This is a genomic window from Thauera aromatica K172, assembly GCF_003030465.1.
GTDB classification, from domain to species: domain Bacteria; phylum Pseudomonadota; class Gammaproteobacteria; order Burkholderiales; family Rhodocyclaceae; genus Thauera; species Thauera aromatica.
Genome location: NZ_CP028339.1, coordinates 809031 through 824651, shown reverse-complemented (window position 1 = coordinate 824651; position 15621 = coordinate 809031). Strand labels below are relative to the sequence as shown.

The following is a 15621-nucleotide window of genomic DNA, read 5'->3' as shown; positions in this document are numbered from 1 at the left end:
CTCAGTAAGCCTCCTTGGTGATCACCTGCGGCGCCATCCGGAACGCGGGCTTCTCGACCTGCTCCTTCTTCCAGGTGCGCAGCGCCCAGATGATCAGGCCGATCAGGAAGAACGCCGACGGCGGCAGCAGCAGCAGGCCGTTGGGTACGTACCAGCCGCCGTCCTTGGCGAGCGCGATGATCTCGACGCCGAACAGCTTGCCCGCACCGAACAGCTCGCGGATCACGCCGAGGGTGAGCAGCATCGCGCTGTAACCGAGGCCGTTGCCGATGCCGTCGAAAAAGGACAGCAGCGGCGGGTTCTGCATCGCGAAGGCTTCGGCGCGGCCCATCACGATGCAGTTGGTGATGATCAGGCCGACGAACACCGACAGCTGCTTGGACAGGCTGAAGGCGTACGCGCGCAGCAACTGGTCCACCACGATCACGAGCGAGGCGATGATCACCATCTGCACGATCATGCGGATCGAGCTCGGGATCTGGCTGCGGATCATCGAGATGAACATGCTCGAGAATGCGGTCACCAGAGTCAGCGCGATCGACATCACCACCGCCGTCTTGAGGTTGGAGGTGACCGCCAGCGCCGAGCAGATGCCCAGGATCTGCAGCGCGATCGGGTTGTTGTTGAGGACCGGATTGAGGAGAACTTCCTTCACCGTTGTTTTCGACATGGTCAGCCCCTCCGGGTACGAAGTTGGGCGAGGTAGGGGCCGAAGCCCTGCTCGCCGAGCCAGAATTGAAGCAGACGATCGACGCCGTTGCTGGTCAGCGTGGCGCCGGCCAGCGCATCGACCTGGTGGCCGGCATCCGCGCTCGCCGGATCGACGCCGCCCTTGACGATGCGGATCACCGGCTTGCCGGCCTCGTCGAACAGGGTCTTGCCCGGCCACAGCGCCTTCCACTTCGGGTTGTCGACTTCGCCCCCCAGACCCGGCGTTTCGGCGTGCTGGTAGAAGCCGAAGCCGACCACGGTGTTGAGGTCCGCCTTCACCGCCATGAAGCCGTGCAGCGTCGACCACAGGCCGTAGCCGCGCACCGGCAGGATCAGGGTGTCGAGCGCGCCGTCCTGCTCCACCAGGTACACGGTGGTGTAGCGTTCGCGGCGCTTGATCAGCGCGGGGTCCCGGTCGCCCGCCAGGGCGGTCGACAGCTTCGGGTCCTTGGCCGCCTTGAGCGGGTCGAACACCGCCGGATCGTAGGCCTCGGTGTATTCGCCGCTTTCCAGATCCACCACTTTCGCGCTGATGCGTTCGGCGAACAGCGCCTTCACCTCGCGCGCCGACATCTCCGCCTCGCCCAGCCCGGCGATGGCGAGGATGCTGCGCTGCTTGTCGAGCTGGCGGTTCTCGATCTGCACCGGCTTCAGCGACACCGCCGCGCCGGCGACGAAGACCGAACTGACTAGGCTGACCGCGAGCGCCACCAGCAGCGTGCGGACGGTCGATTCCTTCTTACTGGACATTGCGCGCGAGCCTCCGCTTGATGTTGGCCGCGACCACGAAATGGTCGATCAGCGGCGCACACAGGTTGGCGAACAGGATCGCCAGCATCATCCCTTCGGGGAAGGCCGGGTTCACCACCCGGATCAGCACTACCATGACGCCGATCAGGGCGCCGAAGATCCACTTTCCGGTGTCGGTCATCGACGCCGACACCGGGTCGGTGGCCATGAACATCATCCCCAGGGCGAAGCCACCGACGACCAGGTGCCAGTGCCAGGGCATCGAGAACATCGGGTTGGTGTCCGAGCCGACGGAATTGAAGACGAGGCTCATCGCGATCATGCCGAGCATGACCCCGGCGACGATCCGCCACGAGGCGATCTTCATCAGCAGCAGCACGCCGCCGCCGATCAGCAGCGCCAGGGTGCTGGTCTCGCCGATCGAGCCGGGCATGAAGCCGAGGAAGGCGTCGGTCCAGGTGAGGCCGCTCGCCACCACCTGGTCGATGCCGCCGGCCGCGGCCTGCGACAGCGCAGTGGCCCCGGTGTAGCCGTCCACCGTGGTCCACACGCCGTCGCCCGACATCTGCGCCGGATAGGCGAAGAACAGGAAGGCACGCCCGGTCAGCGCCGGGTTGAGGAAGTTCTTGCCGGTGCCGCCGAACACTTCCTTGCCGATCACGACGCCGAAGCTGATCCCCAGCGCCACCTGCCACAGCGGGATCGACGGCGGGCAGGTGAGCGCGAACAGGATCGAAGTGACGAAGAAGCCCTCGTTGACTTCGTGGCGACGCACGGCGGCGAACAGCACTTCCCAGAAGCCGCCGACGATGAAGGTGACCAGATAGATCGGCAGGAAGTAGGCCGCGCCATGGACGAAGTTGTCCCACAGGCTGCCGGGGTCGAACCCGGCCAGCGCACCGATGAGGCCGAAGCGCCAGCCCTCCTGCGCGGCCGCCAGCTCGGCACCGGCGGCGAGGATGGTGTTGGCCTGGTAGCCGGCGTTCCACATCCCGAACAACATCGCCGGGAAGGTGCATAGCCAGACCGTGATCATCATCCGCTTGAGGTCGAGGCCGTCGCGCACGTGCGCGGTGCTGCGGGTAACGCTGGCCGGCTTGTACAGGGCGGTGTCGATGGCTTCGAACAGGGCGTAGAACTTCTCGTACCTGCCGCCCTTGTCGAAATGATGCTCGATGCTGTCGAGCCAGGAGCGCAGACTCATGCTCAACCCTCCTTCTCGATGCGCGTGAGATTGTCACGCAGGATAGGACCGTACTCGTACTTGCCGGCACAAACGTAGGTGCACAGGGCGAGGTCTTCCTCGTCCAGTTCGAGGGCGCCGAGCTTTTGCGCCATTTCGGTGTCGCCGACGATGATCGAGCGCAGCAGCTGGGTGGGCAGGATGTCGAGCGGCATCACCGCCTCGTAGTTGCCGATCGGCACCATCGCCCGCGGGCTACCGTTGGTGCTGGTGGTGAAGTCGAACAGGCGCGCGGGGTCGAGCCTGGAGAGATAGAGGTTCATCACCGAATGCTTGTTCGCCCCGGCGCGCAGGTAATGCAGCATCTCGCGCTCGGTGCCTTCCTCCAGGCACGACACCTGCAGGTGGTAACGGCCGAGATAGGCGCAGGCGCCACGCGCAGTGCGCCCGCCGAACACCGACCCGGAAATCACCCGCACCTTCTTGCCGACCCGGATCTCGCCGGCGGTCAGCTCGTCCAGGTTCGCCCCCAGCCGGGCACGCACCAGGCGGGGTTTGCCGATCATCGGCCCGCCGAGCGCGACCACCCGCTCGACCCACAGCCGGCCGGTGGCGAAGAGTTTGCCGACGGCGATGACGTCCTGGTAGTTGAGGTACCACACGCTCTTGTGCGCATCGACCGGATCGAGAAAATGGATGTGGGTGCCGGGCAGGCCCGCGGGATGCGGCCCGGCGAAGGCCTCGGCACCGACATCGGCGAGCCCGGCGCCCGGCAGCCGGACACCGGAGGCATGGCACACGACGACGCGGGCGATGCGCGCCAGCACTTTCAGGCCGCGCTCGAAATCAGCCTCGTGCCCGGCGATCACCACCACCGGATCGGCCGCCAGCGGATGGGTGTCGATGGCGGTGACGAAGATCGAACTCGGCTTCGCGTCGACCGCCGGCACCTTGCTGAAGGGGCGCGTGCGCAGCGCCGTCCACAATCCGGAGCGGATCAGGTTGTCGCGTACCTGTGCATCGGACAGGGCACCGAGTTCGGCATCGCCGTAGCGTGCGAACTCGACCGCGCTGTCGGCGGCGTTCTCGCCGTCGAGGTCGATCACCACCGATTGCAGCACACGCTGCTCGCCGCGATGGATCGCGCTGACCGTACCGGCCCCGGGCGCGGTATACAGCACGCCGGGCGTTTTCTTGTCGGAAAAAAGGACCTGCCCGAGCTTGACCCGGTCACCGACCTGCACCGCCATCGTCGGCTTCATGCCGTGATGGTCGAAGCCGATGACGGCCACGCTGCGCACGGCGCGCCCGGCCTCGATGCGCTGCGCCGGCGCACCGGTGATGGGCAGGTCCAGGCCGCGTTTGATTCTGATCATGCGCTTCTCGCCCAAAGACTCGTGAGAATGAACGAGGCCTTTTCCCCCCTTGGCAGCCTTGGGCTACCGGACGGGGGGACAGGCCTCGCGTCGACAAACGGGCGGATTATAAAAGATTGTTACCGAACGATCACCTCTACTTGTGGCTGGCGTTTACGTGGATTGCGTTTCCGGCCCGATGACGGCCCGGACGGCCGTCCGGCGGCCCGGGGTCCAGCGCCACGCGCCCCGAGCACGCCGCGGCGCCCATCCGGACGGCGCGCTCAAACACGCTCGAACACCCCTGCCGCGCCCATCCCGGTGCCGATGCACATGCTGATCATGCCGTAGCGCAGGGCGGGATCGCGCCGCATCGCCGCGATCAGGGTCGCGCTGCGGATCGCCCCGGTGGCGCCGAGCGGATGGCCCAGCGCGATCGCGCCGCCGAGCGGATTGACCTTTTCCGGATCGAGCCCGAGTTCGCGCATCACCGCCAGCGCCTGGGCGGCGAACGCCTCGTTGAGCTCGATCCAGCCGATCTCGCCGAGCCCCACCCCGGCGCGCGCGAGGGCGCGCGGAATGGCCTCGACCGGGCCGATCCCCATCAGCTGCGGCGCCACGCCGGCCACCGCATAGCCGGCGAAACGGGCGACCGGCGCCACCTGGTAGCGCTTCAGCGCCGCCTCGCTCATCAGCAGCACCGCGGCCGCACCGTCCGACATCTGCGAGCTGTTGCCCGCAGTCACCGAGCCGCGCGCGGCGAACACCGGCTTGAGCGTTGCCAGGCGCTCGAGCGAGGCGTCCGCGCGCGGTCCTTCATCGTGCTCGACGACGCGCTCGATCACCCGCACCGCGCCGTCCTCGCCCGGCACGTGGGCGCGCACCGTGTAGGGCCGGATCTCGTCGGCGAAGCGCCCGCCGGCAATCGCGGCGCAGGCACGGCGGTGCGACTCGAGGGCGAAGGCGTCCTGGTCGGCGCGGCTCACCTGCCACTGCGCCGCCACTTTCTCCGCGGTCAGGCCCATGCCGTAGGCGATGCCGACGTTCTCGGCACGGGCGAAGATCGCCGGGTTGAGGCTGACCTTGTTGCCCATGATCTGCGGCATCGCGCTCATGCTCTCGGTGCCGGCGGCGATCATCACGTCGGCCTCGCCGAGGCGGATGCGGGCGGCGGCATCGGCCACCGCCTGCAGGCCGGAGGCGCAGAAGCGGTTGATCGTGACGCCGGGCACGCGCTCGGGCAGGCCGGCGAGCAACAGCCCGATGCGCGCCACGTTCATGCCCTGCTCGGCTTCGGGCATCGCGCAGCCGGTGATCACGTCGCCGATCTCGCCGGCGTCGAGCGCGGGCACCGCGGCCGCCACCGCTGCCAGCACCTGCGCCAGCAGGTCGTCCGGGCGGACGTGGCGGAAGGCGCCGTTACGCCGCGCCACCGGAGTGCGCAGCGCGGCGACGATGTAGGCGTCCTGAATCTGCTTGCTCATGGCTCGTTCCTCGCTCAGTTGCGCAGCGGTTTGCCGGTTTCCAGCATGTGGGCGATGCGCTGCCGGGTCTGTTCGGTCTGCAGCAGGGCGACGAACTGGGCACGCTCGACGTCGAGGATCCACTGCTCGCTCACCGCCGCCCCCGACTCGACCTCGCCACCGCACAGCGCGGTGGCCGCGGCCTTGGCGACGCGGTAGTCGTGTGCGGAGATGAAACCGCCCTCGGCCATGTTCACCAGCATCAGCTCGCAGGTGGCGATGCCGTTGCGCCCGGCCACGGTCACCGCCGGGTTCGGCAGCGGCGGATGCCAGGCCGACTCCGCCAGCGCGCGCGCGCGCCGGATCGCGGTGTACAGCAACTCGGCGGGGTGGAACAGGATGTCGTCGGCGGGGGTGCCGAAGCCGAGTTCGACCGCTTCGCGCGCGCTCTTCGCCACGGTGGCCAGGGCGATGGTGTGGAAGGCGTTCTGGATGTAGGGGAAGACATCGCCGCCGGCCGCACGCTGCGCCAGCGCATGCGCCTGCACGGCGAAGGCCTTGCAACCGCCACCGGCCGGAATCAGCCCGACTCCGGCCTCGACCAGACCGACATAGCTCTCGAGCGCGAACACGCGGTGCGCGGCGTGCATCGCGAACTCGCAGCCGCCGCCCAGCGCCATTCCCTGCACCGCGGCCACCACCGGCACCTGGGCATGGCGGATCGCCATCGAGACGCCTTGGAACTTCGCCACCATGCGGTCGAGAAGGGCGAACTGGCCTGCGGCGCAGGCTTCGGCGACCTGCTGCAGGTTGGCACCGACCGCGAACGGCGCCGGATGCCAGATCACCAGACCGTCGAGTTCGGCCTCGGCGCGCGCGATCGCTTCGAGCAGGCCGTCGACGGCGACGCTGCCGATCGCATGCACCCGGCCCGTGAGCGACACGATGCCGATCCGCGCATCCTGGTCGGGGCGACACCACAGGCGCACGCCGCCCTGCCCCGCCGGGCTTTCCCACAAGGTTTCGCCGCGCGCATCGGGCGCCTCGCCGAGCACCCGGTCGGGGTAGAGCTGGCGTCGATACACCGGCAGCGCGGTGCGCGCCACCAGGGTGTCGGCGGCGGCGCTGTACGAACCGGCCGGCGCATGCACGCCGTCGCGCCCGGCCACCCAGGCCGGCAGCGGCACCGCCGCCATCGCCCGGCCATGGGCGATGTCGTCCTCGATCATCGCCGCCACCTCGCGCCAGCCCGCCGCCTGCCAGGTCTCGAACGGCCCCAGCGCCCAGCCGAAGCCCCAGCGCATCGCCAGATCCACATCGCGCACGTTGCCGGCGATGGCGCCGAGGTGATGAGCGCAGTAGTGGAACAGGTCGCGGAATACCGACCACAGCAGCTGCGCCTGGGGGTGCGGATGGGCGGCGAGCGCGGCGAACTTCTCCACCGGGTCCTTCAGGGCGAGGATCTCCTCGACGTCGGGGAAGAGTTCGCCGGCGCTGTCGCGATAGCCGCCCGCCGCCGGGTCGAGCACCTGGAGGCGCCCGCCGTGCTTGCGGTAGATGCCGGCGCCGCGCTTTTGCCCCAGCGCACCTTGCGCGATCAGCGCCTGGAGCCAGTCGGGGACGATGAAATGGCGGTGCCAGGGATCGGCGCTGCCGCCTCCCTCCTCGCCGAGCGTCGCCTGCAGGGTGCCGATGACATGGGCGAGGGTGTCGAGGCCGACCACGTCGGCGGTGCGGAAGGTAGCGCTCTTCGGGCGGCCGATGCGGGTGCCGGTGAGCAGATCGACGTCGTCGAAGGCGAGGCCGAGGCGCGCGGTGTGGTGCAGCACGGCGAGAATCGAGAACACGCCGACGCGGTTGGCGAGGAAGCCGGGAGTGTCCTGCGCGCGCACGATGTTCTTGCCCAGGCGGGTGGTCAGCCAGCCCTCGAGCGCATCGACCAGCGCCGGCTCGGTGGCGGCGGTGGGAATCAGCTCGACCAGCGCCATGTAGCGCGGCGGGTTAAAGAAATGGACCCCGCAGAAGCGCGCCCGCCGCGCCGCCGGCAACCCCGCCGAGAGCGCGGCGATGGACAGCCCCGAGGTGTTGGAAGCGAACACCGCGTCGGCGCGCAGGTGGGGAGCGACGCGAGCGTAGAGCGCGAGCTTCCACTCCATTTTCTCGGCGATCGCCTCGATCACCAGGTCGCACTCGGCCAGCCGGGCAAGGTCGTGCTCGTAGCTGGCGGCCTCGATGTAGTGCGCACAGCCGCGCGCCGCCAGCGGCGCCGGATCGAGCTTGCCGAGCCCGGCGATGGCGCGCGCGGCGACGGCGTTGGCCGCGCCCTCGGGCGCGGCGAGGTCGAACAGGATCACCGGGATGTCGGCACTGGCGCAATGGGCGGCGATCTGCGCCCCCATGACGCCGGCACCGAGCACGGCGACCTTGCGGATGATCAGTCGATTCACTTGGGCCTCCTCCCCGCGGGCTGCGGTGTGCTCAGGAATGGGACGGTGGAGCGGGTCGCTCGGGTGCGGCCGGCGACGCGGGCGGAACCAGCTGCTTGCGCCCATGCTCGTCGAGCGCGACGTAGGTCAGCCGCGCCTCGGTCACTTTCACCACCACCGGGTTCTCGAGGTCGCGCTCGGCATAGACCTCGACGTCGACGGTGACCGAGCTGCGCCCGGTGGCGACGACTTCGGCGTAGAAGCTGACCAGGTCGCCGACCGACACCGGCTGGCGAAAGGCGAAGGAATTCACCGCCACCGTCGCCACCCGGCTCCGGGCGCGGCGGTGGGCGGGAATCGCACCGGCGATATCGACCATCGACATGATCCAGCCGCCGAAGACGTTGCCTTCGGGGTTGAGGTCGGCCGGCATCGGCATCACCCGCAGCTCGGGCTGCCGGTGCGCCGGCAGGCAGGTCCGGGGATCGGGGCTATCGTTCATCGTCGGAGAGGCTCCACGGCAAGGTCGCGCCGCTCAGGGCGCGGGAGTGGAAGTGGGGGCGGGAGTGGAAGCGGAAGTCCGGCCCGCGGGGCTGCCGGCCGCGGCTGCGGCGCCGAGGGCCTCGGCAAGGCCGAAATCGAGGGGAAAATCGTCGACGCGGATGACCTTGTCGCGGAGCCGGTTGCGGCGCTCGACGAGGGCGTATTCCTCGGCACCGATCACGCCGGCATCGCGCGCGCGCCGCCACACTTCATCGACGTCGCCGCTGGCGAGCACGCCGGGGCTGAAGCGGCCCTCGCGCTCGGCCTGCCTCAGGCGTGCCTCGACCGGCTCGGCGGCGAGGGTGGCGGCGAGCGCCGCTTCGAGCGCCCCCAGCGGCTCGTCGACGTCCTGCGGCAGATGCACCGCGGCGGTCAGGCGGTCGCGGGTGGCAGAGGGCTCGATCAGCAGCGCCGCGACCTGATGGCCGAGCTGATCGGAAGGCACCACGTAGGGATGGCCGAGGGGAAACACCACCACCCGGCGCAGCAGCGCGGCGGCGAGCTTGTTGGGGAAGTTCGCGATCACCCCTTCGAAGGCGAGCTGGATGCGGAACATGCAGTCCCAGATCGCCCAGTGCATCAGCGGCGCGTCCGCGTCCTGGCGGCCTTCGGCCTCGTAGCGCTTGAGCGTCGCGCTCGCCAGGTACATCAGCGACAGAATGTCGCCGAGCCGCGCCGACAGTTTTTCCTTGCGCTTGAGCGCGCCGCCCAGGATGCCCATCGAGAGATCGGCGAGAAACGCGAACGCGGCCGAGAAGCGGGTCAGCTGCTGGTAGTAGCGCCGGGTCTCGGGGGCGACGTCGGCACCGACGCGGACGAAGTGCGAGCCGGTCAGCCCCATCACCAGGGCGCGCGCGGCGTTCGACGCGGTATACGCGGCATGTCCCCACAGCGCGCGGTCGAAGGCGTCGAGATCGCCGCCGCGGGCGGCGTCCATTTCGGCGAGCACCCAGGGATGGCAGCGGATCGCGCCCTGGCCGAACAGGATCAGGCTGCGGGTGAGGATGTTCGCCCCCTCCACCGTGATCCCGACCGGAATCTGCTGGTAGGCGCGGCCGAGGAAGTTCTGCGGCCCGAGGCAGATGCCCTTGCCGCCGATCACGTCCATGCCGTCGTTGACGGTCTGGCGGGCGCGCTCGGTGACGTGGTACTTGACGATCGCCGACACCACCGCCGGCTTCTCGCCGAGGTCGAGCGCACCCGCGGTCAGCACCCGCGCGGCGTCGCTGAGGTAGGTGTTGGCGCCGATCCGGGTGAGCGCCTCCTCGACCCCTTCGAAACGCCCGATCGGCATCTTGAACTGCTGGCGCACGCGCGCGTAGGCCCCCACCGCGCGCGCGGTGAGCTGCTGCATGCCGGCGTTGGAGCCCGGCAGCGAGATCGAGCGCCCCGCCGCCAGGCACTCCATCAGCATCCGCCAGCCCTGCCCGGCCATCCGCGGGCCGCCGATGATGAACTCCAGCGGCATGAACACGCCCTTGCCGCGCACCGGGCCGTTCATCCACACCGCATCGAGCGGAGCATGGCGGCGGCCGATGTCGACTCCCGGATGGTCGCGCGGCACCAGCGCGCAGGTGATGCCCACGTCCTCGTCGCCGCCGAGCAGGCGCTCCGGGTCGTAGAGGCGGAACGCCAGCCCGAACACCGTGCACACCGGCGCCAGGGTGATGTAGCGCTTGTCGAAGCTGACCCGCATGCCGAGCACTTCGGCACCGTTCCACTGTCCCCGGCACACCACCCCGGCATCGGGAATGGAGGCCGCGTCCGACCCTGCCCACGGGCTGGTGAGGGCGAACGCCGGAATCTCGCGCCCGCTCGCCAGCCCCGGCAGATAGCGCTGCTTCTGCTCGGGCGTGCCGTAATGCAGCAGCAGCTCGGCGGGGCCGAGCGAGTTCGGCACCATCACCGTCACCGCCGGTGTCGACGACCGCGTCGCCAGCCGGGTGATGACTTCGGAATGGGCGAGGGCGGAGAAGCCTTTCCCGCCGTATTCCTTCGGGATGATCATGCCGAGAAAGCCGCGCCCGCGGATGAACTCCCAGACTTCGGCGGGCATGTCCTGGCGCCGGGTGCAGTCCCAGTCCCGCACCATCCGGCACAGCTCCTCGGTGTCGTTGTCGACAAAGGCCCGCTCCTCGGCACTCAGCTGCGGCCACCGCAAGGCGGCGAGCTTCGCCCAGTCCGGGCGGCCGGCGAACAGCTCGCCCTCCCACCACACGGTGCCGGCTTCGAGGGCGTCCTTCTCGGTCTGCGACATCGTCGGCAGGGCGCGACGGAAAAGCGCGAACACCGGCGCCGTCAGCCACCTGCGGCGCAGCGCCGGGTTGCGCAGCACGTACATCGCCGCGGCGAACACGGCCATCGCCAGCACCGTCAGCGCCGGCACCCAGTCTGCCGCCCAGCCCAGCGCCGCCAGCCAGGCCAGCCCCGCCCACAGCCAGGCGAAGGACGCCGCGCGCCGGGCGGCGAGGCCGACGACCAGCACGGGAAGCACCATCAGGACCAACCAGACCATCTTTGTCTCCAGGCTTGGCGGAGCCTGCGTCCGGCTCCGGGAACGGCGCCCACCGGCGCCGGCCAGCTCCCATCATAGCTGCCATGCCATGCCCCCGGGCAAGCACAGACCCCGCCAGCAGCGGCAAGATTGCCCATGCGCTGTTCCAAACCGGCCGCATAACGGCGACAATCCGGACTCAAACGCCTGCTTCGATCGCGCCGACGCCCCCTCCGGCACGCATCGGCGGGCACCCGCCGTCGGTCCCGGCATGGTCCACCTCTTCGCGCAGTGACCCCGTTTCGGTCCTCACGCTCATCCCTTTTCTCCTTCCGTTCATGTTATGCTCGATTTCGACACCGCCCTCGCCTTCCTCGGCATCAGCTTCCTGATCACCCTCGCCCCCGGCCCCGACAACCTGATGGTGCTGGGGCAAAGCCTGGCGCGCGGGCGGATGGCCGGATTCGGCATCGCGCTCGGCTGCGCGCTGGGCTGTTTCACCCACACCTTGTGGGCGGCGCTGGGGGTGAGCGCGGCGCTCGCCTCCTCACCCACCGCCTTTCTCGCGCTCAAGCTCGCCGGCGCCGCCTACCTGGCCTGGATCGGCATCAACGCCCTGCGCCATGCCGCGGCCGTGCACCTGGACGCCGCCGCACCGCAGGCCCCCGCGCCGTGGCACGCCTACCTGCGCCGCGGCTTCATCGCCAACGCAATCAACCCCAAGGTCGCGCTCTTCTTCCTTGCCTTCCTGCCGCAGTTCGTGCGCCCCGCCGACGGCGCCGCCAGCGTGCAGATGGCCCAGCTCGGCCTGCTCTTCGCTGCCCAGACCGTGCTCATCTTCGGCGCCCTCGCTTTCGCCGCCGGCGGCATCGGCCGCCTCCTCGCCCGTCGCCCCGGTGCCGGCGCCTGGCTCGACCGCATCGCCGGCCTGCTCTTCATCGGCCTCGCCTTGCGCCTGGTGGTCGACGACGCGCCCCTGCCCGCCGCGGCACGCTGAGGCGGACGATGCGACGCGCCCCTGCCGCCGCCCTCCCCGGCCCCGAACCCGCCCAGCGCCATGACTGGCAGACGCTCAAGAGCCTGCTGCCCTTCATCTGGGCCTACAAGGGCCGGGTGATCTTCGCGCTCGGCTGCCTGCTCGCCGGCAAGGGCGCCAACGTCAGCGTGCCGATCGTCTTCAAGCATCTCATCGACGGCCTCTCGCTCACCACCGAACAGGCGTTCATCGTGGTCCCGGCCGCGCTGCTGCTGGCTTACGGAGTGCTGCGCTTTTCCGCCTCGCTGTTCACCGAGCTGCGCGAGATCGTCTTCGCCCGCGTCACCCAGCAGGCGGTGCGGGCGATCTCGCTGCGCGTGTTCCGCCACCTGCACGCGCTGTCGCTACGCTTTCACCTCGAGCGCCAGACCGGCGGCCTGACCCGCGACATCGAGCGCGGCACGCGCTCGATCGGCTCGCTGATCAGCTACACGCTGTACTCGATCCTGCCCACCCTGGTCGAGATCGGCCTGGTGATCGGCATCCTGCTCGTGCAGTACGACGCCGTGTTCGCGATCATCACCCTGGTGACGCTGGCGCTGTACATCGTGTTCACAGTGCAGGTGACGAACTGGCGCACCGCGCTGCGCCGCCGCGCCAACGAGCTCGACTCGGCGGCCAACGCGCGCGCGATCGACAGCCTGATCAACTTCGAGACGGTGAAGTATTTCAACAACGAGGCCTTCGAAGCGCGCCGCTACGACGACGAACTGCAGAAATGGACGAAAGCGCAGGAGACCAACCAGTATTCGCTGTCCGCGCTCAACATCGGCCAGGCCGCGATCATCGCCGTCGGCGTCACCGTGATGATGTGGCAGGCCGCCGACCGGGTGGCGAGCGGGGCGATGACGATCGGCGACATCGTGCTGGTCAACGCCTTCCTGATCCAGCTCTACATCCCGCTCAACTTCCTCGGCGTGATGTACCGCGAACTGCGCCAGGCGCTCACCGACATCGAGCGCATGTTCGGCCTGATGCACGAGCACCGCGAGATCGCCGATGCCGCCGACGCGGTGGCGCTGCCGCCCGGCCCGGCGGGGGTGCGCTTCGAGCATGTCGGCTTCGCCTACGATGCCCGCCGGCCGATCCTGTTCGACGTCGATTTCGACATCCCCGCCGGCAGCACGGTGGCGGTGGTCGGGCACTCGGGCTCGGGCAAATCGACCCTGGCACGCCTCCTGTACCGTTTCTACGACGTCCAGGGCGGCGCCATCCGCATCGACGGCCATGATCTGCGCGAGCTCACCCAGGACAGCCTGCGCGCGGCGATCGGCATCGTCCCCCAGGACACGGTGCTGTTCAACGACACCCTGCTGTACAACATCCAGTACGGTCGCCCCACCGCCAGCCGCGCCGAAGTGGAGGCCGCCGCCCGCGCCGCGCAGCTCGAGGACTTCATCGCCCAGCTCCCCGAAGGCTACGACACCCGGGTCGGCGAGCGCGGCCTGAAGCTGTCCGGCGGCGAGAAGCAGCGCGTGGCGATCGCGCGCGCGCTGCTCAAGGACCCGGCGATCCTGATCTTCGACGAGGCCACCTCGGCGCTCGACTCGAAGACCGAGAAGGCGATCCAGGCCCAGATCGAGCGCGCCGCCCGCGGCCGCACCGCGCTGGTGATCGCGCACCGGCTGTCGACGGTGATGGACGCCGACGAGATCATCGTCCTCGACGGCGGACGCATCGTCGAGCGCGGACGCCACGCCGCGCTGCTCGCCGGCAACGGCGCCTACGCCCAGATGTGGCTGCTGCAGCAGCAGGAAGAGGCGGAGAGCGGCACCGCCCCGGCCGCGGACCACACCCGCAGCGCCCCCACCCCCGGCGTGGCATAGACTGCTCGCCTCCCCCATAGCGAAGCCTCGATGGACGCCCACGGCAGCATTCCCTTCCTGAAGGAAATCATCCTCTTCCTCGCCCTCAGCGGCGTGCTCATTCCGCTCCTCGGGCGGTTGCGCATCAACCCGGTGCTCGGTTTCCTGTCGGTCGGCGCCGTGCTCGGCCCCTACGGCCTGGCCAGCCACGCCGACGCCTGGCCGCTGCTGTCGTGGCTCACCTTCGCCCGCCCCGAAGACGTCGAATTCCTCGCCGAGCTCGGCGTGATCTTCCTGATGTTCATGATCGGCCTGGAAATGTCGGTCGAGCGCCTGTGGTCGATGCGCCGCCAGGTGTTCGGCCTCGGCGGACTGCAGGTGGCGCTGTCGGCAGCGGCGATCGGCGGGCTGGCGTGGTCCTTCGGCAACGCCGTCGAGGCTTCGGTGATCCTCGGCGTGGTGCTGGCCTTCTCCTCCACCGCGATCGTCATGCAGTTGCTGATCCAGCGCCGCGAGCTGGGCACGCCGCTCGGTCAGGCCGCGTTCGCGATCCTGCTCTTCCAGGATCTCGCGGTGGTGCCGCTGCTGGTGCTGATCAGCATCCTCGGCGCCGCGGCCGGCGAAGGCAGCTTCGCCGTCCTCCTCGGCAGCGCGCTGCTCAAGGGCGTGCTGACGGTGCTGGCGCTGTATCTGATCGGCCGCCGTGTGATCCGGCCGCTGTTCCACCAGATCGCCTCCGAGCGCCAGCCCGACACCTTCACCGCGCTGACCCTGCTGACCACGCTCGGGGTGGCGACGCTGACCTGGACGGCCGGGCTGTCGATGGCGCTCGGCGCCCTGCTCGCCGGCCTGATCATCGCCGAGACCGAGTTCCGCCACGAAGTCGAGATCACCATCGAGCCGTTCAAGGGCCTGCTGATGGGCCTGTTCTTCATGTCGGTCGGGATGGGCATCGATCTGCGCGCCCTGCTCGCCGAGCCGCTGTGGATTCCGCTCTCGGTGCTCGGCCTGCTGGCGCTCAAGGGCCTGGTCCTGGTCGTCCTGCTGCGCCGCTTCGGGCTGTCCTGGGGGCGCGCGGCCGAAGGCAGCCTGCTCCTCGGCCAGGGCGGCGAGTTCGCCTTCATCGTCATCGGCCTGGCGCTCGGCTTCGGCCTGCTCGGGCGCGAAATCGGCCAGTTCATGCTGATCGTGGTCGGCGTGTCGATGCTGTGCGCGCCGGTCATCGCCCGCCTCGGCCAGACCCTGGGCAACCGCCTCGACCGCCGCCTGGTCCCGGCCGAGACGGCGCCTGAAACCGGCCTGGGCGAACTGCAGGGCCACGTGATCATCGCCGGCTTCGGCCGTGTCGGGCAGATGGTGGCGCAGATGCTTGCCGAACAAGGCATCCCTTTCGTCGCCATCGAAAGCGACGCCAAGCTCGTCGCGCAGCAGCGCAAAGCCGGCATGCCGCTGGTGTTCGGCGACGCCAGCCGGCCGGAGCTGCTGCGCAAGCTGCGCATCGACCGGGCGCAGTCGGTGGTGCTGACCATGGACCACACCGCCGCAGCCGAACATGCGGTGCAGGGCATCCGCCGCCTGATGCCGATGCTGCGCATCATCGCCCGCGCCCGCGACGAACGCCATGCGCTGCGCCTGCGCGACGCCGGCGCTTCGGTCGTGGTCCCGGAAACGCTGGAGTCCGGCCTGCAGCTCACCGGCTGGGTCCTCGAGAGCCTGGGCGTGCCGCCGGAAGCCTCGCTACGCCTGCTCGAACAGGAGCGCGAGCGGCGCATCGTCGCGCTGCGCGCCGAACCCCCTGCCACCGCCTGAGGCCGCGCCTCGTCGAGCCAACCGTTCCCGGGCCGCCTTCGCCGCG

Annotated in this window: 11 protein-coding genes; 3 read left to right on the top strand and 8 right to left on the bottom strand. The window is 69.7% G+C overall.

The genetic code is table 11. From position 1 onward, the window contains the following. Position 1 precedes the first annotated feature (1 nt). From Tharo_RS04000 to Tharo_RS03965, 8 genes are all read right to left on the bottom strand, one after another. A complete protein-coding gene (locus tag Tharo_RS04000) occupies positions 2-670 on the bottom strand; it encodes an NADH:ubiquinone reductase (Na(+)-transporting) subunit D (protein WP_107220079.1) in 669 nt (222 codons plus the stop codon). Positions 671-672: 2 nt separating this feature from the next. Then, positions 673-1461 carry a Na(+)-translocating NADH-quinone reductase subunit C gene (locus Tharo_RS03995; RefSeq protein ID WP_107220078.1) on the bottom strand — a complete coding sequence of 263 codons (789 nt, stop codon included), beginning with the start codon at positions 1459-1461 and terminating at the stop codon, positions 673-675. After that, on the bottom strand, positions 1451-2665 hold the full coding sequence (locus Tharo_RS03990) for an NADH:ubiquinone reductase (Na(+)-transporting) subunit B (RefSeq protein WP_107220077.1): 1215 nt from the start codon (positions 2663-2665) through the stop codon (positions 1451-1453). The genes Tharo_RS03995 and Tharo_RS03990 overlap by 11 nt, the downstream gene beginning before the upstream one ends. 2 nt (positions 2666-2667) lie before the next feature. Next, positions 2668-4020, bottom strand: coding sequence for a Na(+)-translocating NADH-quinone reductase subunit A (locus Tharo_RS03985; protein ID WP_107220076.1), 1353 nt, complete (start codon positions 4018-4020; stop codon positions 2668-2670). Between the two features lie 263 nt (positions 4021-4283). Next, on the bottom strand, positions 4284-5483 hold the full coding sequence (locus tag Tharo_RS03980; protein WP_107220075.1) for an acetyl-CoA C-acyltransferase: 1200 nt from the start codon (positions 5481-5483) through the stop codon (positions 4284-4286). Between the two features lie 14 nt (positions 5484-5497). Next, on the bottom strand, positions 5498-7909 hold the full coding sequence (locus Tharo_RS03975) for a 3-hydroxyacyl-CoA dehydrogenase/enoyl-CoA hydratase family protein (RefSeq protein ID WP_107220074.1): 2412 nt from the start codon (positions 7907-7909) through the stop codon (positions 5498-5500). 31 nt (positions 7910-7940) lie between these two features. After that, the gene (locus Tharo_RS03970; protein ID WP_107220073.1) at positions 7941-8390 is read right to left on the bottom strand and encodes an acyl-CoA thioesterase; all 450 of its coding nucleotides are present in this window, start codon (positions 8388-8390) and stop codon (positions 7941-7943) included. 33 nt (positions 8391-8423) lie between these two features. After that, entirely contained in the window at positions 8424-10946 is a 2523-nt protein-coding gene (locus Tharo_RS03965) for an acyl-CoA dehydrogenase (protein ID WP_107220072.1), read from the bottom strand. A gap of 322 nt (positions 10947-11268) precedes the next feature. Here Tharo_RS03965 and Tharo_RS03960 point away from each other — a divergent pair, with 322 nt between their 5' ends. Genes Tharo_RS03960 through Tharo_RS03950 form a run of 3 tightly spaced genes read left to right on the top strand, consistent with a single transcriptional unit; the run spans position 11269 to position 15575 of the window. Continuing rightward, complete coding sequence (locus Tharo_RS03960) at positions 11269-11922, top strand: LysE family translocator (protein WP_107220071.1); 654 nt, start codon at positions 11269-11271, stop codon at positions 11920-11922. An 8-nt stretch (positions 11923-11930) separates the two neighbouring features. After that, positions 11931-13787: an ABCB family ABC transporter ATP-binding protein/permease gene (locus tag Tharo_RS03955; RefSeq protein ID WP_107220070.1), complete on the top strand. Its 1857-nt coding sequence runs from the start codon at positions 11931-11933 to the stop codon at positions 13785-13787. Between the two features lie 30 nt (positions 13788-13817). Further along, entirely contained in the window at positions 13818-15575 is a 1758-nt protein-coding gene (locus Tharo_RS03950; RefSeq protein WP_107220069.1) for a cation:proton antiporter domain-containing protein, read from the top strand. Positions 15576-15621: the final 46 nt, after the last annotated feature.